Source organism: Campylobacter novaezeelandiae (genome assembly GCF_018968685.1).
GTDB classification, from domain to species: Bacteria; Campylobacterota; Campylobacteria; order Campylobacterales; family Campylobacteraceae; genus Campylobacter_D; species Campylobacter_D novaezeelandiae.
Genome location: NZ_CP076657.1, coordinates 223,704 through 245,754 on the forward strand (window position 1 = coordinate 223,704; position 22,051 = coordinate 245,754).

A 22,051-nucleotide genomic window follows, 5' to 3' on the forward strand; every position below is an offset into this window, starting at 1 on the left:
AATATTTTTTATACTTTATTATAAATTGTGTAAAAATTTTATAAAATGTTACAAAATTACCTTTTAGGATAGTTTATGCTTGAAAAACTGATATTTTTTTTTAAATCCAAATGGTTTGCACTTACAATTTTTTTAATCTTTTTATTTGCACTTAGTTTCTTGTTTTATTTTTGGGGTTCTTTAATAGCATTTAATGATTTTTATATTTTTAGTGATGCTTATTTAAGAATTGCTATTATTGCTATAACTTGGGTAATTATTTTTTTATTTTTTTTATTAAAACCTTTAATGAGATTGATATTTTCTTTAAAAGATGCAAAAAGATTAAAATTTAAAAGATTAAGAAAAGAAGCTAATATTTTTTTATATAGAGCTAAAAGGAATTTTTTTATTATTTTAAAAGATGCAAAAAATACCTTTAAAAATTTAAAGATCAAAAAACTCCCATTGGTTATGATAATAGGAAAAGAGGGTGCTGGAAAAAGCTCTTTGATAAATTATTCTAATATGGAATATCCTTTAAGTGATAGTTTAAATTCTTATAAGAAATTACATCAATCTACAAACAATTTTGCTCTTTATATTTCAAAAAAAGGAGCTTTGCTTGATACTGAAGGAAAATATTTTTCCCAAGAAGAGCTTTTTAAGCCTTTAAGAAGTGATGAATTACCAGAAGATGATCTTATTAAAAATAAAGAGTTTTTAATTAAGCAAAATATTTGGCAAAACTTTTTATTTTTTTTAAATAGAAAATTTTTTTACAATAAATTAAATGGTGTTGTTTTGGTAATAGATACTCAAGCTTTTTTGAGTAATTCTAAGGAGTATTCAAAAAATCTTTTACGTTATCTTGGCAAAAGAGTAGATGAAATTGAAGATATTTTAAATTTAAAACTTCCTATTTATATAGTTTTTTCAAAGATCGATCTTTTATTGGGCATGAAAGAATATTTTGAAATTTTTAATGAGACAATTTCAAATAAAGCTTTAGGCATTAGTTTTTTAGAGGAAATAAATCAAGAAAAACTAGATAAAGATTTTAAAGAATTAAGCAATGCTTTACTTTTTGCTTTTATGAGTAAAAATCAATTTATATATTCTTTAGAAGAGAAAACTAAAATCTATCTTTTCTTAAAACAATTTGACAATTTGCTTGCTTTAATAAAGGAATTTATCTTACAAATTCAAAGCAAAAATACTTTTAAAAATCATTCTTATTTAAGAGGAGTGTATTTTATTAGTGCTTATCAAGAAAATATACCAAGAAATTTTTTATTAGATACTGTATGTGAAAAATATGATATAAAAAAACCTTTAGCACATTCTACACGCTTTATAAATAAGAAAAGCTATTTTATTAAATCTTTATTTGAAGATATTATTTTTAAAGATTATTTTTTAAGCCAATTAACTTTAAAAAATTTATTTAAGAAATTTAGTTTTTTATTTTTAGTTTTAGCTTTATTTATTTGTTCTTATTTTTTATCTTCTTATTTTATTGAAATTAATAATAAAGAACAACAAAAGGCCAATAATGTCTTAAATCAAATCGAAAATTTGCTTAAAGATTCTGATTATAAGCATTTAGACATTTTGCAAAAGGCTAAATTGTTGGCTAATTTAAAAAGTATCTTAAGTTCTTATTCTGAATTTAATAATAAAACTTCTTTTTTGGAATATTTTAATTTAAATATTTCTTATAAAGCCTTTACTCCTATTTTGGATTTTTATTATAAACTTAATGAAAATATACTTGAAAATACTCTTATTAAAGAAATGGAAAATATTTTACAAACTCAAAACAATCCTAAGGTTTTGGTTGAAACTTTATATATGTATAGATCTTTGTTTAAAGAAAACGCTCTTAATAAAGAATTATTAAAAAAATGGATTGATAAAAATTGGATCTTTTTAAATAAATATGAACTTTCAAAAGAGAATTTTTTAAATAGGATTGATACTCTTAAAAAAATTGATTTAAATGAGTTTTTAGAAAATAAACAAAGCATCAATGAGGCTTTTTTAAAGCTTGGTAAAATAAATAAATTTCAAAGAATTTATTTTTTACTTAATTTTTTAGACACAAAACAAAAAGATCAAATTTATAATCTTAAAGATGAGCTAGGTTTTTCTTTAGAAAATATTTTTGCAAATAAAAACATTAATGTAGATTTATCTTATAACAAAAAAGCATTGATGGCTTTTTTAAAAAATATCAATCAAACAATTGATCAAGCTATAAGCATAGATGCTTGGGTATTTGATGGTTTAAGTTCAAAAAAAGAAAGTAAGAATTTTATTATTTTAAATATTATTAAGTTATATTTAGAACAATATAAAGAGCAATACAAAAATTTACTTTTAAATCTTGCCCCTCAAAGATATATCTCAAAAGAAGCTTTGCTTGATAATTTAAATATCTTAGCCAGTAAAGAAAATCCTATAAAAGCTTTAATTGAAATTATAAATATTAATACTAATTTAAATGATGCTTTATTGTTGGGCCAAGCTTATAATTTGGGTGTGAATGCTAGTGAAATTAAAACTATTTTTATGAGCGTGAGTAATTATTTTAGTGCCTATCATACTCTTTTAGATAATAAAAGTTTAATTGATAATATTTTAAATACAAACAATGCCAATAATGTAAGCAATATTATGGATATTATAAATGAGGATTTAAACGTTTTAATTAGTAGAATTTCTAATTTTACTAATAATGATTTAAATACTCAAGAAAAAATAAATTATATTTTTAATCAAAACAAAGAAGCAAATGATATTTTTGATGTATTTTTAACCCATATTAAAAAACTACCTCCTAGCTTACAAAGATATTATTCTTTGCTTATTTCTTATTCTTATGAATTTATGCAAGATTATGGATTTTTATTGCTTGATAATACGTGGTTTAATGAGGTTTATACTCCTTTTATAAATAATATAGCTCCATTTTATCCTTTTAATAATAATTCTAACGATGATTTAAGTATAGATGCTTTTAAGGAGTTTTTTGGAAAAAGCGGGATTTTAAATCAGTTTTATGAAAAATACTTAAATAATATTTTAATCAGAAAGAAAAATGAATATTTTATAAAAGAAACTTTTGCTAAAAGATTTGTTTTTTCTAAAGAATTTTTAACCTTTCTTTCAAAATCTTATATGCTTTCAAATTTAATGCTTGATTTAAATGATAATATAAAGGTTAATTTTATTTTAAAAAGCTTGGATTTAAGTTCTAGTTTTTCTTTTATAGAGCTTTCTTATAATTCTTATAAAATAAGATATGATCATACTTTAAAAACAAATCTACAAATTATTGCAGATCAATTTAATACTTCTACTATTTTAAGCTTAAATGCTTATTCTTTTAATAATACAAATATAAATTATAATAAAAATTATAAAGGAGAATGGGCTTGGTATAAATTATTAAAAGAAGCAAATTATATGGATAATGGCACTTATAGCATTTTATTTGATAATAAAGAGAGATATTTTGATTTTATGTTAATAAGTGGAGCTAGTGTTAATGATATTATTAAAATATTAGATGATTTTAAAATGATTAAAAGGGTGAAGGGGTGAAAGGAGAATATTGTCTTTTATTCAAGTTTAACTTTATAATTGAAATATTTTAATGTTTTATTAAAATATAATTTTTTACAATATTTTAAATTGTTAAAGTTATTTTGTTAATCCAAGGGGTGCTTTAGGGCTGAGATCATACCCTTAGAACTTGTAAGATAATGCTTACGCAAGGAAAGGATAATTTTGTTAAAAGCTCAACTATATAGTCTATCTTTTAAATTTTACTTCTTGTTATTGGTGACTTTAATTTTTGTTATTACGCTAAGTTTAATCATTAATGCAGACACTTTAAATATTTTTACTGCTATATGCGGGATTATTTATGCATTTTTTGCTGGCGCTAAAAAACTGATATGTTTTATTTTTGGCATTATGTATTCTATTTGTTATATTTATATAGCTTATAAAACTAATTTATATGGTGATGTTATGTTAAATCTTATTTATTTACCTATGAATGTATTGGGTATTATACATTGGAAAAATCATCAAAATAAAAATAATATTGTAAATATTAGAAGTTTAAATTTTAAAAATATGATCATTTGTTTAGTGGTAGTTTTATTTTTAACAATTTTATATGGGATTTTTTTAGAAAAAATTAACACCATGTTTGCATATTTTAATAGTTTTGCAGTTATTGCTCAAATTGTTGCATTTTATTTGCAAGTAAAACGATATATTCAAAATTATTTATTAGTTACTTTGGCTAATATTACAAATGTTTTTATTTGGTTTTTAATTTTTGAACATTCTAAAGAAAATATTGCCCAACTTCTAAATATGATTATTTTTTTAATTATTGGTTTGTATTATTATTTTACATGGAAAAAGAGTTATAATGAAAGCTTATATAATTGCTAATGGTGCTTTTCCCAAAAAGAAATTTTTAATTAATGAACTAAAAAATGCCCCTTTTGTTATAGTCTGCGATGGCGCAATAAAGCATATTGCTCGTTTAAATATTAGAGTAGATGTAATTATAGGTGATTTAGATAGTATTAATAAAAAGTTAAAAGAAAAATATTTTAAAAAAATCGTTTATGTTCCAGATCAAATGAGCAATGACTTATCTAAAGCTTTTTATTATGGTTTAAATTTGGGTTTTGATGAATTTATAATTTTAGGTGCCACTGGTAAAAGAGAAGATCATACTTTAGGAAATATTTCTTTATTGCTTTTATATGCTAAATCTTGTAAAAATATTATTATAAAAAGTGATTATGGTGAATTTGAAGTTGTTAAAACTCCTTGTAAGATTTCTAGCGTTAAAGGACAGCAAATTTCTATATTTTGCTTTGATCCACATATAAAAATTAGTTCAAAAAATCTTAAATATCCTCTTAAAGAATTATCGCTACCACTTTTAGCTAGTGCTACATTAAATGAAGCTTTAGAAGATAATTTTTATATTAAAACAAATAAGGTTTGTGAGCTATTGATTTATAAAAAATATTTATAATTTTAAATGGTGCGGTTAGCGAGACTTGAACTCGCACATGCAAGGCATACTACCCCCTCAAGATAGCGTGTCTACCAATTCCACCATAACCGCTTTAAAGAATAAAAGCTTCTAAAATTTAGAAGCTTAATTTTATAGGAAAGGATTTCCGTAAAGAAGTAGCAAAGCAATTACTAAAGCATAAATAACTTGTGCTTCAATCATTGCGAGTGCAATAAACATTGTAGTCATTAATTTAGATCCAAGTCCAGGATTTCTAGCTGTTCCAGCTATTGTTGCTGCTGCTGTATTTCCCATACCTATGGCACCACCTAAAGCAGCAACCCCAACTCCTAAACCAGCTGCTAAAACTGAGAAAGCTTTAATCCATACATCCATCGTTGCCTGTATATTAAGTTGAGCAGTAGTGTTTGTTTCAGCAAAAGCCACTGCTGTTAAAGCACACAATAAAAAAATAGTTTTTTTCATAAGTAATTATCCTTATTTAAATTATTAAAAAAATACTTAAATCATAATTTCGGCTTGCGTATCCCTACTTTTAAATGATAAAGCATATTTTAAACTGAAATTATATAATCATTTAACTTTATTTTTATTGAAAATTGACTATCTCAATAAAAATTAAACTTTTTTTTGCTTTAATACTTAAATAAAAATAAATATTAAATGAAGGTTGTATTTTGAGTTCTAAATTTTCAAAAATAGGTTTTATATTAGCTGTAGCAGGATCAGCTGTTGGTCTTGGAAATGCATGGAAATTCCCAACTTTGGTTGGACAAAATGGGGGTTCGGCTTTTGTTCTTTTGTACCTTATTTTAACTCTTGGGGTTGGTTTTGTTATTTTTCTTGCTGAATTGGCTCTTGGTAAACTAAGTGAAAAAGATCCAGTAAATGCTTATAGAACATTAGCCCCTAAACATAAAAAAGCATGGTCTTTTGCTGGTTTTACTATGATAGCCAATATTTTAATTGCTTCTTTTTACAGTGTGATTATTGGCTGGATTTTAAAATATGTTTTTTTAAGTATTACTTTTGAGTTACCTTTTGATATTAATTCTGCAAAAGATCAATTTAATGAATTATTGCATAAAGATTTTTTGAGTCAATTAATCTGTTTTACTCTGGTATTTTTTGTTATTTTTTATATAGTCTCTAAAGGTGTTAAAAATGGAATTGAGAAGTTAAATATTTGGATGATGCCAACTTTATTTATTTTGCTTATTATGATGCTAGTTTATACAATGAGTAAAGATGGTTTTTATATGGCAGCTGAATTTTTATTTGTTCCTGATTTTTCAAAAATTTCCGTTTCTGCTGTTTTGGAAGCTTTAGGAATGGCTTTTTTTAGTCTTTCTTTAGGAGTTGGAACTATAATCACTTATTCTGCTAGTTTACCCGATAAAACAAATTTTATTACTAGCACTTTAAATATTATTTTTATTAATATTTTAGTAGGTATTTTAATGGGGCTTATAGTCTTTACTTTTATTTTTGAATTCAATGCAGATCCAGCCGCAAGTGGTCCTGGTTTGATTTTTATTTCTTTATCAACTTTGTTTTCTAAATTAGGCATTATAGGCTCTATTTTTGCTGTTGCTTTTTTTATATCTTTAATTTTTGCTGGAATAACTTCTGCAATTTCTATGATAGAACCTTTTGCTTTTTATCTTATCAATACTTATGAGATGAGTCGTAAAAAAGCTCTTATAATAATTGGATTTATTGTATATATTTTAGGTATTTTTTGTATCTTATCTTATCTTAGTTTTACTCATGGATATTTTAGCTTTTTCGGAATGAGTTTTTTTGATATATTGGATTCTTTATCAAGTAAGATTATTATGCCTCTTGGTGGAATTTTAGTGGCTATTTTTGTTGGCTTTATCATGAAGAAAGAGGGTTTAAAAATTCTTTTTAAACCTTATATGAGAGGGATTTATTTTGAGCTTTGGTATGTATTTTTGCGTTTTATTTCTCCTCTAGCTGTGATTATTATCATGATTAGTACATTTATTAGATAAATTATGAGAAATTATTTTAGCAAAATAGGTTTTGTTTTAGTAGTAGCTGGTGGTGCAATAGGTCTTGGAAATGCATGGAAATTTCCAACTTTGAGTGCAGAAAATGGGGGTTTTATTTTTGTACTTTTATATTTACTTTTCACTTTAACAATAGGCTTTAGTGTTTTTTTAGCAGAGATTGCTATGGGGAGGTTAAGCAAGAGTGATTTGGCAAATGCTTATTCAAGTCTTGCTATTAAATATCCTGAAAAATGGCGTTATGCTGGGTTGTTTATGCTTGGGGGAATTTTTGTTCTTTCTTTTTATCTTATGATTATGGGATGGGTTTTAAAATATACTGTGACAAGTATATTTTATTTGCCTATGAATTTAGAAGAAGCAAAATTTGATTTTACATATTTAATTAGTGAAAATTTAAGTATTTCTGTATTATTTTATTCTTTGTCTTTTTTCTTAACTTTATTTATTGTTTCTAAAGGTTTAATAAAAGGGATTGAAAAGCTTAATATTATTATTATGCCTAGTCTTTTTTTGATGTTAATTTTGATGTTAATTTTTTGTATGAAATTTGATAATGGGTTTATTAAAGCTTTGAATTATCTTTTTTATCCTAATTTTTCTAATTTTAGTTTTCAATCCGTTTTAAAGGCTTTAGGGCTTGCTTTTTTTACTCTTTGTCTTGGTATTGGTTGTATTGTAACTTATTCAGCAGCTTTAAATGAGAAAACAAATTTTATTAAAAGTTCAATTTTAATTATATTAATAAATCTTTTAATTTCATTGATGATGGGGCTTATAGTCTTTACTTTTATTTTTGAATTTGGAGCCAATCCTCACTCTCAAGGTGCTAGTTTGGTTTTTATTTCCTTAATAAGCCTATTTAAGCAGCTTGGAATTTTTGGTTATTTTTTGGCTTTTGGATTTTTTTTAGCTTTATTTTTTGCTGGGATTACTTCAGCGGTTTCTATGATAGAGCCTCTTGTTTTTTATATAATAAATAATTACAAAATAACACGCGTAAAAGCATTAGTCTTTGTAGGATTTATTGTTTATATTTTAGGAATACTTTGTATCTTATCTCTTAATAAAAATTTTTCTTTTTTAAAAGTTAATTTTTTTGAGGTTTTGGATAATTTTACTTCAAATTTTTTATTACCTTTAGGAGCAATAGCAAGTTCTATTTTTGTTGGTTTTTTTATGGATAAAAAAAGGATTTATAAAGTTTTTTGTAAATTTCTAAATAAAAAAGTTTTTTTATTTTGGTTATTTTTTATTTGTTTTATTTCGCCTTTGGCAATAATTTTTATCATGTGTTATCAAATTTTTGTATAATGCTTGAGAATTTAGACTTTTAGGAAAAAACGTATGGCTAAAAAATTTATAGATATAATGGATACAACTTTTAGAGATGGTTTTCAGTCAATTTATGGGGCAAGAGTTTTAATGAATGATTTTTTTCCGGCGTTAGAAGCTGCAAAAGAAGCGGGAATTACTCATTTTGAATTTGGCGGTGGAGCAAGATTTCAAAGTTTATATTTTTATTTAAATGAAGATGCTTTTTTAATGATGGATAAATTTAGAGAAATTGTTGGAAAAGAAGCAAATTTGCAAACTTTATCAAGAGGGGTTAATACTGTCGCTTTAGAAACAGCAAGTAGAGAAATAATTGATTTGCATGCTAAATTATTTGCCAAACATGGAACCACAACGATAAGAAATTTTGATGCTTTAAATGATGTTAATAATCTTAAATTCAGTGCAGAATGTATAAATAAATACGGATTAAAACATGAAGTAGCTATAACTTTAATGGATTTACCACCAGGTTGTAAAGGAACTCATGATGTTCCTTTTTACGAAAGAATTTTAAAAGAAATTTTAAAAGAACAAATTCCTTTTTCAAGTATTTGCTTTAAAGATGCTAGTGGAACTTCAAATCCAAATAAAATTTATGAAACGATTAAAATGGCTAAAAAAATATTGCCACAAGGAACACATATAAGATTTCACACTCACGAGAGTGCAGGAGTTAGTGTTGCTTGTTATTTGGCAGCTTTAGAAGCTGGTGTAGATGGCATAGATTTAGCAGCAGCGCCAGTAAGCGGAGGAACTTCCCAGCCTGATATTTTAACCATGCTTCATGCTGTAAAAGGCAAGGATTATGATTTGGGTGGTTTAAATGAGGAAAAAGTTTTACAATATGAAGAAATTTTAAAAGATTGTTTAAGAGAATATTTTTTACCCCCTGAAGCTTCTATGACAAATCCTCTTATTTTATTTTCTCCTATGCCAGGAGGCGCATTAACGGCTAACACTCAAATGATGAGAGATAATAATGTTTTAAATAAACTTCCTGAGGTAATTAAAGCAATGCAAGAGGTTGTAGAAAAAGGAGGATTTGGAACTTCTGTTACACCTGTTTCGCAATTTTATTTTCAACAAGCTTTTAATAATGTAATTTTTGGTCCTTGGAAAAAAATTGCTCCTGGTTATGGTAAAATGGTTCTTGGATATTTTGGAAAAACTCCGGTTAAACCAGATGATGAGATTGTAAAACTTGCTTCAGAGCAGCTAAATTTAGAACCAACTACAAAATTGGCCACTGATCTAGCTGATGAAGATGAGACAAAAAGCATAGCTTATATTAAAAAAATTCTAAAAGAACACAATATTGAGCAAAGTGAAGAAAATATTTTTATTGTAGCAGCTTGTAAAGAAAAAGGAATAGCTTTTTTAAAGGGAGAGGCTAAAGTTAATGTTCGTAAGATACAAGATGAGTTGCCTAAAAGTTTGTCATTAAAACAAAATAAATTTGAAGTTTTAGTTAATGGAAATAAATATGATGTTGAAATTAATCCAAAAGATAATAAGGATTTAATTGTTAAAGAAAAAAAAGAAACTAATTCAAATACACAAAATAATTTTGATAGTGAAAAAGTAATATCTTCTGAAATTTCTGGAAATGTTTTTAAAATTTGTGTTAAAGAAGGAGAAGAAGTTAAAGTAGGGCAAAAGATAATGATTTTAGAAGCTATGAAAATGGAAATGGATATTAATTCTCCAAAAGATGGAATTATTGAGAAGATTTTTGTATCATTAGGTGATAGTGTGAGCGAAGGTCAAATTATTGTAAGTTTTAGATAAAATTTTTAAGGAAAAGTCATGAAAAATTTTGATGCATTGGGTTTAGAAAATATAAAAGTATTTTATAATTTAAGTTATGAAGAGTTAAATGAACATGAAAAAAACAATCAAGAAGGAGAAAGTTGTTTTAATGACACTTTTTGTGTTGATACAGGAATATTTACAGGACGCAGTCCTAAAGATAAATATTTTGTTAAACAAGATCCTTCTCAAAAATATATTTCTTGGGGAAAAATTAATCAACCTATTAGTAAAGAATTATTTGAAAAACTTTTAAAAAAAGTTAAAAAACAATTAAGCGGAAAAAATGTTTATATTCAAGATGCTTATTGTGGAGCTTCTTTAAATTCTAGAAAAAGTGTTCGTTTTGTTACTGAATTTGCTTGGCAAGCACACTTTGTAAAAAATATGTTTATAAGACCTACTAAAGAAGAATTAGAAAATTTTAATCCCGATTTTGTTGTTTATAATGCTTGTAAGTGTATTAATGAAGATTTTAAAAAAGATGGTTTAAATTCAGAAGTTTTTGTTGTTTTTAATATAGAAGAAAACATAGCGATTATTGGAGGAACTTACTATGGCGGAGAAATGAAAAAAGGAATTTTTTCTATGATGAATTATTGGCTTCCGCTTGAAAATAAACTTTCTATGCATTGTAGTGCTAATGTAGGAAAAGATGGAGATGTGGCTTTATTTTTTGGATTAAGTGGTACAGGAAAAACCACGCTTTCAACGGATCCTAATAGACAATTAATAGGTGATGATGAACACGGTTGGGATGATGAGGGAATTTTTAATTTTGAAGGCGGATGTTATGCTAAAACGATTAATCTAGATCCAAATAATGAGCCTGAAATTTATGCAGCTATTAAGAAAAATGCCCTTTTGGAGAATGTTGTCTTAAGAGATGATAAGAGTGTTGATTATGCAGATTCTTCAAAAACTGAAAATACTAGAGTTTCTTATCCAATTGAACATATTAAAAACCATAAAAAAGATTTAAAGGCTTCTCATCCTAAAAATATTATTTTCTTAACAGCTGATGCTTTTGGAGTTTTGCCTCCTGTTAGTAAGTTAAATAAAGAACAAGCTATGTATTATTTTTTAAGTGGCTATACAGCAAAAGTGGCAGGAACAGAGCGTGGAATTACTGAGCCACAAGCAACTTTTTCAGCTTGTTTTGGTGAACCTTTTATGCCTCTTCATCCAACTGTTTATGCAAGATTACTAGGAGAAAAGATAGATACACATAAGGTTAATGTATATTTAATAAACACTGGTTGGAGTGGTGGAAAGTATGGAGTTGGTAAAAGAATGAGTATAAAAGCTACTAGAGCTTGTATTAATGCCATTTTAGATGGAAGTATTAATCAATGCGAATTTGAAAATTTTGATATTTTTAATTTATTGATACCTAAGTCTTTAAATGGTGTTGAAACTATGCTTTTAAATCCTATTAACACTTGGAGTAGCAAAGAAGAATATATTGATACAAGAAATAAGTTGGCTATGATGTTTATAGAAAATTTTAAACGTTATGAAGATGTAAAAGAGGGAATAGAATATAGTAAATTCGGTCCTAAGTTATAATTTTTGCAAAAGTAATTTTACTTTTGCAAAAATTTAAAAACCACCCAACATATGAAAATGAAGATGAAAAACTTCTTGACCACTATTTTTTCCACAGTTTGTTAAAAGCTTATAGCCTTTTTTATCAAGTTCTAACAGTATTGCTAATTCTTGTATAAAAGAAGTCATTTTTGCCATTAAATCAGGGTCAAATTCCTGAAAGTCTTTAAAATGTTTTTTAGGAATAATTAAAATATGTATAGGAGCTTTAGGGTTAATATCATAGAAAGCTAAAAAATCTTCATTTTCTAAGACTTTATTGCAAGGAAGTTCTCCATCAACAATTTTTTCAAAAATAGTTTTTTCGTGCATTTTTATCCTTTTTATTTTTCTACAATTATATCTTAGAATTTTTATTGTGAATTTAAATTTATTTTTATAAAATAAATTTAAATTTTTATAAATAATTATGAAAGTAAGGTAACAAATTGCAAGAAATTATTGAACAAATTAAAAAATGTGATAATTTAAATGATCTTGAAAATCTTAGAATTTCAGTTCTTGGAAAAAAAGGCATATTAACACAAAAATTTTCAGAGCTTAAGAATATCGAAGGTGAAGAAAAAAAGGAATTAGCAAGTATATTAAATAAACAAAAAGATGAATTTAATCATTTTTTCTCTTTAAAATTAAAAGAATTAGAAGATTTAGAATTAAATGAAAAAATGAAACAAGATGTTTTAAATTTTACTTATTTTGATGAAAGTGCTACATCAGGGGCATTACATCCAGTTCTTAGCACTATGGATAAGATTATAGAATATTTTTCAAATTTAAATTTTAGCATCGAAAAAGGTCCTTTGATTGAAGAAGATTTTTATAATTTTGAAGCTTTAAATTTGCCAAAATCTCATCCAGCAAGAGATATGCAAGATACTTTTTATTTTGATGATAAAAGACTTTTAAGAACTCAAACTTCTCCTGTGCAAATTAGAACCATGTTAAAGCAAAAACCACCTATTCGTATGATAGCACCTGGTGTTGTTTTTAGAAGAGATTTTGATATAACGCATACTCCTATGTTTCATCAAGTTGAAGCTCTTGTGGTAGAGGAAGGGCAAAAAATAAGTTTTGCTCATTTAAAAGGTGTTTTAGAAGACTTTTTGCATTATATGTTTAAGGATATTAATATTAGATTTCGTCCAAGTTTTTTTCCTTTTACAGAGCCCTCTGCAGAAGTTGATATTTCTTGTGTTTTTTGTAAAGGTCAAGGATGTAGAGTTTGTAAAAATACAGGATGGCTTGAAGTTTTAGGTTGTGGTATTGTAGATCCTAATGTGTATAATTTTGTAAATTATAAGAATGTAAGTGGTTATGCTTTTGGGCTTGGTGTTGAAAGATTTGCTATGCTGCTTCATCAAATTCCTGATTTAAGGTCTTTATTTGAAGGAGATTTAAGACTATTGGAGCAATTTAGATGATAATTACAAGAAGTTGGTTAAGTGATTGGCTTGATATAGAAAATAAGAATTTAAGTGAATTGGTTAATACTTTAAATTCTATAGGGATTGAAGTTGCTAATGCTTATAGGCTAAGAGTTTCTGATAAAATTGTTGTAGGTTTTGTTAAAGAAAAAGTTAAACATGAAAATTCCGATAAATTAAGTATTTGTCAAGTTGATGTTGGCAATGAGATTTTGCAAATCGTGTGTGGAGCTTCTAATGTAGCACAAGGACAATTTGTAGCTGTAGCTTTAATTGGGGCTATAATGCCAAATGGTATGACGATTAATAAAACAAAGCTTAGAGGGGTAGACTCTTACGGTATGCTTTGTTCTTCTGTTGAATTAGGTTTTGCTAAAATTAATGACGGAATTTTAATCTTAGACGAGAGTATAGGTAAATTAGAGTTAGGTCGAGCTTTGAATGAATATAGTGTCTTTAATGATGATTTGATTGAAGTTGAATTAACTCCTAATAGAGGAGATTGTTTAAGTGTTTATGGTATAGCAAGAGATCTAGCAACTGCTTGGGATTTGAATTTAAAAAAACTTCCTGTTTTTAAAGAGGAAGAAAATGTTTTAGGTATTGGTAGAATTTTAAGACTTCAGGCTGAAAAAAATCTTAATAGTTTATTTAATTATAGAGCAATTGAGATTAAGGAAAATATAAAACTTGGGCTTTTATATGGTTTAAGATTGGCACAAATTGGGGCTTTAAAAACAAATACAATTGAAAATTTCCTTTTTTATACAACTTATTCTACCGGAGTGCTTTTTAATGCATATAACTTTAATGAATTAAGCAAGGAGAATGAGGATTTAACCTTTAATTTAAGCAAGGAAGCAAATGGCGCTACAAAAGTTTCTTGTAATAATCAAATATTAGGAATTAGCGGTATATATCAGGAAAAAAAGTTAAAATGTGATGTAGAAACAAAAATTATTATTATAGAAGCAAATTACACAGATCCTTTTACAATAGCTAATGCAAAAAATGTTTACAAAGAACAAGATAATGATATTTTTTATAGAAGTTTTAGAGGAAGTGAGCCAAAACTTAATCTGGGAATGGATTTTTTACTTAAGATTTTTAAAACCATTCCAAATATTATTATTTATAGCAGTTCTCAGCAAATTTCTGAAGAAAAAGAGATTCCTAGTATTTCTTTAAATATTGAAACTATAAATAACATTATAGGGCAAGTTGTTGATAAAGATGAGATTTTAAAGATTCTTAAAAAGTTAGGTTTTGAAATTATTTTTTTTGCAGAAGGTTTAGTAAATGTTAAACCTCCTATTCATAGGCCAGATATTAAAAATCTAGCTGATATCTGCGAAGAAGTTGTTAGAATTATAGGAATAGATAATATAAAATCTAAGAATTTAAATTTTGTTGAAAAAAATAGATTAAATTTGGTTTATAAAGATTATAAAAAACTTTTAGATTTCAGATTAAAAGCTGTTAACAATGGTTATTTTGAAAGTTTACATTTTATTTTAGATAATGAGGAAGAATTAAAAGATTTTAATTTTAAACCTATACAATTAACACTAGTAAATCCCATAAATCAAGAGTTAAATACTTTAAGAACCACGCTTTTAAATCATCTTATAAATGCAGCAAGTTTAAATATCAAAAATTCAAAAAAATTAGTTAAACTTTTTGAAAGTGGGGTAGTATTTGATCAAAATAATCAAGAATTAAATCATATGGCTTTTATACATTCAGGATATAAAGAGGAAAGCAAAATTTCTAATAAAGCAAAACCTAATTTAGTAAATTTTTATGATTTTTTACTTGATATTAAAAATATAATAGGAGAATTTAAGCTTATTGCTTCTAATTATACTTTTTTAAGCCCTTATGAACAAGCTGATTTATATGTTAATGGTATTAAAATTGGATTTATAGGAAGATTGCACTTAAAACTTGAAAATGCAAGATCTTTGCTTAAAACTTATGTGTGTGAGTTTGATTTAGATACTATTAATTTAAAAGATAAAAAAGCTAAAATTTATTCTAAATTTCCAAGTATTCATAGAGATTTAAGCATTTTAATTCCAAAGAATTTTTCTTATGATAAAATTAAAACTTATATAGAAAATTTTCATTTTGATATTTTAGAAAACTTTAGAATAGTTGATCTTTATACAGATGAAACTTTGCAAGATAAATATAGTCTTACTATATCTTTTACTTTTAGAGATCAAGAAAAAACTTTAGAAGATAGTGAAGTGGCTTCATGTATGGATAAAATCTTAGAAGGTTTAAAAGATTTGGGTTTAAATTTAAGATGAAAGTTTACCCTTTAGGGTTTTTTAATAAAAAGATAGATGATATTGCGGCTGATAAAAGCATTTCTCAGCGTTTTGCCATATTTTCTTTGCTTTGTAAAGAATCAAGCATAGCTAAAAATTATCTTTTGGCAGAAGATTCTTTGGGAACTTTGGTTATACTTAAAGCTTTGGGAGCTAAAGTTGAGATTGTAAATAATCAAGTTAAGATTATTCCGCCTCGTGTTTTACTTACTCCTGATAATATTCTAAATTGTGGTAACTCTGGGACAACAATGCGTTTATTAATAGGATTGTTAAGCGGGGTATCTGGTTTTTTTATTTTAAATGGGGATAATTCTTTAAATAAACGTCCTATGGATAGAATTTGTAGTCCTCTTAAAGAAATAGGAGCAAAAATTTATGGGCGTGAAAATGCAAGTTTTGCTCCGCTTTGTATACAAGGAACAAACTTAAAACCTTTTGATTTTAAGAGTGAAATTTCTTCAGCTCAGCTTAAAACAGCAATGATTTTAGCAGGGTTTCATACAAAATCAACTTCTTTTTATAGGGAAAAAGAATTAAGTAGGAATCATAGTGAAAATATGCTAAAAGCCATGAATGCTCCAATTAGTATAAGTAATGATTGTTTAGAAATTGAAATTAATCCTTTAAAAAAACCTTTAAAAGCTTTAAATATTACCATACCTAATGACCCATCTTCTGCATTTTATTTTGCATTAGCAGCAGTTATATTGCCTAATTCTTCTATTTGTTTAAAGAATGTTTTGCTTAATAAAACCCGCATTGAAGCATATGAAGTTTTAAGAAACATGGGAGCTAAAATTACTTATAAAACTTATAAAAGAGATTTTGAAGATATTGGTGAGATTTATGTTGAAAGTAGTCGATTAAAATGTATAGAAATTAGAGAAAATATTTCTTGGCTTATTGATGAATTACCAGCTCTTGCTATAGCTTTTATCTTTGCTAAAGGAAAGAGTATTGTAAGAAATGCTAAAGAATTAAGAGTAAAGGAAAGTGATCGCATTAAAAGTATAGTAATAAATTTAAAAAAATGCGGGATTGTAGCAAAAGAATTAGATGATGGTTTTGAAGTTATGTCAGGTTTTCCTAAAAAAGCTAAAATTGAAAGTTTTAATGATCATCGTATAGCAATGGCTTTTGCTATTTTGGGTTTGGTGTGTGGAATTGAAATTAAACAAAGTGAATGTATTAAAACTTCTTTTCCAAATTTCAAAGATATTTTAAAGAGTTTAGGAGCACAAGTTGAAGATTGAATTAGCTGAAAATTATGGTTTTTGTTTTGGGGTAAAAAGAGCAATTAAAAAAGCTGAGCAAATTAAAAATGCTGCAACAATTGGACCTTTAATTCATAACAATGAAGAAATCATGCGTCTTAAAAAAAAATTTAATGTTAAAACACTTAATGATGTTAAAGAGCTTAGTGATGAAAAAAGAGCTATTATAAGAACTCATGGTATTACCAAACAAGATTTAGAAAATTTAAAGCAAAAAGAAATTGAAATTTTTGATGCTACTTGTCCTTTTGTAACAAAGCCTCAGCAAATTTGTGAAAAAATGAGCAAAGATGGCTATGAAGTGGTAATTTTTGGAGATGAAAACCATCCAGAGGTAAAAGGAGTAAAAAGTTATGTAAGCACTAAAGCTTATGTAGTGCTTGATAAAAAAGAGTTGGAAAATATAAATTTTTCTAATAAAATAGCTGTAGTATCTCAAACAACTAAAAAAGTAAAAGATTTTATGGAAATTGTAAATTTTTTAATACTAAAAGTAAGAGAAGTAAGAGTTTTTAATACCATATGTGATGCTACTTTTAAAAATCAAGAAGCTATAGCTAAACTTTCTCAAAAAAGTGATATTGTAATTATAGTAGGAGGAAAAAATTCATCTAATACTAAACAACTTTTTTTGATTGCAAAAAATTATTGTAGTGATAGTTATTTAATAGAAACTAAAAACGAATTAGATCGAAGTTGGTTTCAAAATAAAAAATTGTGTGGCATTAGTGCTGGAGCAAGCACTCCTGATTGGATTATTCAAGAAGTTGTGAATGAGATTAGGTCTTTTAATATAGAATAAAAATGTAATTATTTTGTCAAAAAAGAAAAAAATTAGTATTAATTTATAAAAAATAAGATACAATTCATAAATTTAAATTAAAAAGGAACCCAATGACTGAGGCGGATAAAAAAGTTCAAAAAGATGACGAAATTTTTGATGACGAAGATTTTGGACAACTTTTAGAAGCATTTGATAAATCAAATAAAGAGACCATAACAGAAGGTATTATAGTTGGTATTAAAGATAATGAAGTCTTTATAGATATAGGAGAAAAATCAGAAGGAATTTTAGATCTTAGCGAAATTCAAGATGAGAATTCTAATTTATTATTCAAAATCGGCGATAAAATAAAAGTTGCTATCATTGGGTCACGCAATGGAAAATCTTTAATATCTCATAGTAAAGCTTTAAGAAAAGAAAAAGTAATTTGGTTTATTGAGAACTATAAAGAATACCAAGAGGACATTTTTGAGGTTAAAATTATAGGAAAAAATAAAGGTGGTCTTATAGCTATAAATAAAGATAATGTTGAATTTTTTCTACCTAAATCCCAATATGGTTTCAAAGAAAATGGTAATGTTTTAAACAAAACTTTTAAAGTAAAAATTATCAAGATTGATAAAGAAAATCAAAGTATTGTTATTTCAAGGAAAAAGATTTTAGATGAAGAAAGAAGAAAGAGAAAAGAGACTATTTATAATATCACGCAAACACAAGATCTCATAGAAGGAGTTATTAAAAAAATAACAACTTATGGTATGTTTGTCGATGTTGGAGGAATTGATGGACTTGTTCATTATAGTGAAATTTCATATAAAGGTCCTGTAAATCCAAATCTTTTTTATAAAGAAGGCGATAAGGTTCCAGTTAAAGTGATTAAATATGATAAAGATAAAAAACATCTTTCTTTATCTATTAAAGCGGCTCTACCTGATCCTTGGATGGAAATAAAAGACACCTTGGAAGTTGGAGATACCATTAAAGTTGTAGTATCAAATATAGAATCATATGGAGCTTTTGTTGATTTAGGTAATGATATAGAAGGTTTTTTACATATTAGCGAGATTTCTTGGGATAAAAATATTAAAACCCCAAAAGATTATCTTAGTAAAGGGCAAGAAATTGATGTTGAAGTGATTGAAATAAATCCTGAAGAAAGACGTTTAAGGGTATCCTTAAGAAATTTATTAGCAAAACCTTTTGATAATTTTATCAAAATGCACAAGAGTGGTGATATTATAGAGGGTGAAGTTACTTCAATAACCTCATTTGGAGCTTTTGTTAAATTTGAGTCTATAGAGGGGCTTTTACATAATGAAGATGCTTCTTGGAATAGAAATATCAAATGTAAAGATTTGTTTAAAAGTGGAGATAAAATAAAAGTTAAAATAATTAAGATAGATACAGAAAATCAAAAAATATCTTTAAGTACAAAAGAATTAATTCAAAGTCCTGTTCAAAATTATGCTAAAAAACATCAAATTGGAGATATAGTTAAAGGAATTGTTAGAGATGTTAAAGAATTTGGTATTTTTGTGGAACTTAGCGAAGAAGTTGATGCTTTAATTCATAAAGAAGATATTAGTATTTCAGATTTTGAGAGGTTAAAAATTGGTGATGAGATTGAAGCAAGTATTGCTTTTATTGATGAAAAAAAGAATAGAATTCGTTTAAGTGTAAAGAATTTATTAAAAATAAAAGAAAGAGAGACTTTAAACGAAATTAATAATAATGATAAAATTACTTTGGGTGATATTATAAAAGATCATTTATCATAATGAAACAGTATTTCCTTATAGGATTTTTAAGTTTTTTTTTAATTGTTTTACTTGCTATTGTTTTCTTTTTATTGTGGAGTTTTAAGGCAAATGTCCAATTTATTCCGCAATTTATGCAAGACAATATGACTCAATCAGTCCCTACTAACAATAATCCCACTTGGCAAGAAGAAATTGCTAAGTGGACTTTGAAAGATTACACTCCAGCAGCAGAGCAGTTTAGTATGCATTTTGAAGCTGATACAAGTGATTTTAAAGAAAAAAGTAAATACTATCAGCTAGTGATTAACAAATATGATATTTATTCTATATTTTGTTTAAAGCAAACTTTGAATTTTTTTAATATTGATTATTTTTTATTAAAGTCAAAAGATAATCCAGAGATTTTTCTAAATACAGACAATAAAACTTTAATTGAAAGTATTATTGAGAAATTAAAAGATTATAAAATCAATGCTAAAGCAAAAGAAATATGGTTATAAAAATTTATTTTAAGGATTTTTTTGGCACTCATAGATTTGATTGATGCATCAAAAAGATTTGATGAAAAAATTATTCTTAATGAAGCTAATTTTAGTATTCACGAGGGTGAAAAAATTGCTATAATTGGAAAAAATGGGCAAGGAAAATCCACTTTTTTAAAAATTATTTTTGGAAAATTACCTTTAGATAACGGAAGAATTATAAGACAAAATGGAAAAACCATAGCAATGCTTTCTCAACAGGTTAATTTTGAAATTAATTTAAGTGTTAATGAGTTGATTCATAAAGAGCTTAAAGAAATTTATGATACTCTAAAAGAGTATGAAAATTTACAATATCAATTATCCAAAGATCCCTATAATAAAGTTTTATTAAAAAGAATTGATGAGCTTATGAATTTAATTGATAGTAAAGATGCTTGGAATATCGATCAAAAAATTTATAGAATATTAAATGAATTCAAACTTTTAGAATTTAAAGATCAAATGGTTTCATCTTTAAGCGGAGGTGAGATCCGAAGAGTTGGACTTTGTATTCTTTTGCTTAAAAATCCTGATATTCTTCTTTTGGATGAACCAACTAACCATTTAGATGTTTATATGACAAGCTTTTTAGAGGATATGCTTAAAAAATCTAAAATGTGTATTATTTTTATTTCCCATGATAGATATTTTATAGAAGAAGTAGCCCATAAATGCGTTGAGATAGAAAATGGTTGTATTAATGTTTTTGAAGGAGGATATACAAATTATTTAGAAAAAAAATCCCAAATTCTTCAAAGCCTTTCTAAGAGTTATGAAAATTTATTAAAACAACTTAAAAATGAAGAAGAGTGGTTAAAAAGGGGTGTTAAAGCAAGACTTAAGCGCAATCAAGGACGTAAAGAAAGAATTCTAAAAATGAGAGAAGAAGCAAAAAAGAATCCTGGCATTATAAATCGCCTTAAGCTTGAAATTAAAAGAGCAACTCAAATAAATTTAAATCAAAATTTAAACCGAAAAAAAATGCTTTTTGAACTTGATAATATCAGTAAAAGCATAGGAAAAAAGGTTCTTTTTAAGGACTTTAGTACAAGAATTTTGCAAAATGAACGTATAGCAATAGTCGGGAAAAATGGCTGTGGCAAATCAACATTTTTGAAAATTCTTTTAAATCAAGTTTCAAGTGATAGTGGAAAGATTAAAAGAGGAGATATAAAAATTGGATATTTTGACCAAGCAAGAACACTTTTAAATTCAGATAAAACTCTTATTGAAATTTTTTGTCCCAATGGAGGAGATAGAGTTTTGGTTAAAGACAAAAATATTCATATTTATGGTTATTTAAAACAGTTTTTATTTCCGAAAGAATTTCTAGATAAACCCGTAAGCGTATTAAGCGGTGGAGAAAAAAACCGAGTTGCCTTAGCTTTGCTTTTTACTAAAGAATACGATGTTTTGATTCTAGATGAACCAACAAATGACCTTGATATCTCGACAATTAATATTTTAGAAGAGTATCTTTTGGATTATAAAGGTGCGATTTTATTTGTTTCACATGATAGATATTTTGTTGATAAAATTGCTAATAAAATTTATGCTTTTGAAAAAAATGGCAAGATTAATATAGAACATATAACTTATACAGAGTATTTAGATAATGAAAGAGAAATTAGCGAAATTGAACAATATGAAAATGAGTTAAAGAAAGAAAATTCAAATTCCAATAAAGAAAAAACAAGTAAAAAATTAAGCTATAAAGAAAATGAAATTTTAAAAACTTATCCTGATAAAATTGAAATTTTAGAAAAAGAAATCAATAGACTTCAAAATTCTTTATCAAATCCTGAATTTTATAAAGAAATAGGTATTGAGAAGCTTTCTAAAGAATTAATACAAGCACAAAATGAACTTAAAATTCTTGAAGAAGATTATTTTAGGGTATTGGAAAAAAGTTAAAATTTATGGTTTTTAATCAATTTACTAAGTGCTTTTGAAAGTAGAATAACGGAGTTTTTATTATGTGCTATGTTAATCATTTTTTGTTTAAAACAATATAATCTATGATCCAAGATGATATCTTTATCTTGCTTTGTTGGAATAATTTTTTTCTCAAAAGCATATTTTTCCTAATTAACTTTTTT

Annotated in this window: 16 protein-coding genes, 1 tRNA gene and 1 riboswitch; of the genes, 14 read left to right on the top strand and 3 right to left on the bottom strand. The window is 26.0% G+C overall.

All coding sequences use genetic code 11. The annotated features are described in order from the left end of the window. Window positions 1–75 precede the first annotated feature (75 nt). The 3 genes from tssM to CNZW441b_RS01275 all read left to right on the top strand — a co-directional run bounded on the left by tssM (window position 76) and on the right by CNZW441b_RS01275 (window position 5,053). Window positions 76–3,588, top strand: coding sequence for a type VI secretion system membrane subunit TssM (gene tssM, locus CNZW441b_RS01265; protein WP_216681381.1), 3,513 nt, complete (start codon window positions 76–78; stop codon window positions 3,586–3,588). Between the two features lie 105 nt (window positions 3,589–3,693). Then, a riboswitch (TPP riboswitch) is annotated at window positions 3,694–3,782 on the top strand. Next, window positions 3,775–4,455 carry a nicotinamide riboside transporter PnuC gene (gene pnuC / locus CNZW441b_RS01270; RefSeq protein WP_166683063.1) on the top strand — a complete coding sequence of 227 codons (681 nt, stop codon included), beginning with the start codon at window positions 3,775–3,777 and terminating at the stop codon, window positions 4,453–4,455. (Overlaps the previous riboswitch by 8 nt.) Next, window positions 4,433–5,053 carry a thiamine diphosphokinase gene (locus CNZW441b_RS01275; RefSeq protein ID WP_131165888.1) on the top strand — a complete coding sequence of 207 codons (621 nt, stop codon included), beginning with the start codon at window positions 4,433–4,435 and terminating at the stop codon, window positions 5,051–5,053. Before pnuC ends, CNZW441b_RS01275 begins: the two co-directional genes overlap by 23 nt. A 7-nt stretch (window positions 5,054–5,060) precedes the next feature. On the opposite strand, the gene CNZW441b_RS01280 is transcribed toward CNZW441b_RS01275, so the two are convergent. After that, window positions 5,061–5,146: transfer RNA gene (locus CNZW441b_RS01280), tRNA-Leu, on the bottom strand. 39 nt (window positions 5,147–5,185) lie between these two features. Further along, entirely contained in the window at window positions 5,186–5,521 is a 336-nt protein-coding gene (locus tag CNZW441b_RS01285; protein WP_131165889.1) for a F0F1 ATP synthase subunit C, read from the bottom strand. Between the two features lie 212 nt (window positions 5,522–5,733). On the opposite strand from CNZW441b_RS01285, the gene CNZW441b_RS01290 reads away from it, so the two are divergent. From CNZW441b_RS01290 to pckA, 4 genes are read left to right on the top strand one after another with little or no spacing between them, the layout of a single operon-like run. After that, entirely contained in the window at window positions 5,734–7,074 is a 1,341-nt protein-coding gene (locus CNZW441b_RS01290; RefSeq protein WP_131165890.1) for a sodium-dependent transporter, read from the top strand. 3 nt (window positions 7,075–7,077) lie between these two features. Further along, complete coding sequence (locus CNZW441b_RS01295; protein WP_131165891.1) at window positions 7,078–8,406, top strand: sodium-dependent transporter; 1,329 nt, start codon at window positions 7,078–7,080, stop codon at window positions 8,404–8,406. A gap of 33 nt (window positions 8,407–8,439) precedes the next feature. Next, complete coding sequence (locus CNZW441b_RS01300) at window positions 8,440–10,218, top strand: biotin/lipoyl-containing protein (RefSeq protein WP_216681448.1); 1,779 nt, start codon at window positions 8,440–8,442, stop codon at window positions 10,216–10,218. An 18-nt stretch (window positions 10,219–10,236) separates the two neighbouring features. Continuing rightward, window positions 10,237–11,808, top strand: a complete 1,572-nt coding sequence (gene pckA, locus CNZW441b_RS01305; RefSeq protein ID WP_216681449.1) for a phosphoenolpyruvate carboxykinase (ATP) — start codon at window positions 10,237–10,239, stop codon at window positions 11,806–11,808. Window positions 11,809–11,841: 33 nt separating this feature from the next. On the opposite strand, the gene CNZW441b_RS01310 is transcribed toward pckA, so the two are convergent. Then, window positions 11,842–12,159 carry a histidine triad nucleotide-binding protein gene (locus CNZW441b_RS01310; protein ID WP_216681450.1) on the bottom strand — a complete coding sequence of 106 codons (318 nt, stop codon included), beginning with the start codon at window positions 12,157–12,159 and terminating at the stop codon, window positions 11,842–11,844. Window positions 12,160–12,275: 116 nt separating this feature from the next. Between CNZW441b_RS01310 and pheS the strand changes: the two genes are divergently transcribed. From pheS to abc-f, 7 genes are all read left to right on the top strand, one after another. Continuing rightward, entirely contained in the window at window positions 12,276–13,268 is a 993-nt protein-coding gene (pheS, locus tag CNZW441b_RS01315; protein WP_131162968.1) for a phenylalanine--tRNA ligase subunit alpha, read from the top strand. Then, on the top strand, window positions 13,265–15,586 hold the full coding sequence (gene pheT / locus CNZW441b_RS01320; RefSeq protein WP_216681451.1) for a phenylalanine--tRNA ligase subunit beta: 2,322 nt from the start codon (window positions 13,265–13,267) through the stop codon (window positions 15,584–15,586). Before pheS ends, pheT begins: the two co-directional genes overlap by 4 nt. Continuing rightward, entirely contained in the window at window positions 15,583–16,863 is a 1,281-nt protein-coding gene (aroA, locus tag CNZW441b_RS01325; protein WP_216681452.1) for a 3-phosphoshikimate 1-carboxyvinyltransferase, read from the top strand. Before pheT ends, aroA begins: the two co-directional genes overlap by 4 nt. Next, on the top strand, window positions 16,853–17,686 hold the full coding sequence (locus tag CNZW441b_RS01330; RefSeq protein ID WP_131165895.1) for a 4-hydroxy-3-methylbut-2-enyl diphosphate reductase: 834 nt from the start codon (window positions 16,853–16,855) through the stop codon (window positions 17,684–17,686). The genes aroA and CNZW441b_RS01330 overlap by 11 nt, the downstream gene beginning before the upstream one ends. A 92-nt stretch (window positions 17,687–17,778) precedes the next feature. After that, window positions 17,779–19,446 carry a 30S ribosomal protein S1 gene (locus CNZW441b_RS01335; protein ID WP_216681453.1) on the top strand — a complete coding sequence of 556 codons (1,668 nt, stop codon included), beginning with the start codon at window positions 17,779–17,781 and terminating at the stop codon, window positions 19,444–19,446. Continuing rightward, entirely contained in the window at window positions 19,446–19,928 is a 483-nt protein-coding gene (locus tag CNZW441b_RS01340) for a hypothetical protein (protein WP_216681454.1), read from the top strand. The genes CNZW441b_RS01335 and CNZW441b_RS01340 overlap by 1 nt, the downstream gene beginning before the upstream one ends. Before the next feature lie 21 nt (window positions 19,929–19,949). Next, window positions 19,950–21,866 (top strand): ribosomal protection-like ABC-F family protein, encoded by a 1,917-nt coding sequence (gene abc-f, locus CNZW441b_RS01345; RefSeq protein WP_216681455.1) that lies wholly within the window; start codon window positions 19,950–19,952, stop codon window positions 21,864–21,866. Window positions 21,867–22,051: the final 185 nt, after the last annotated feature.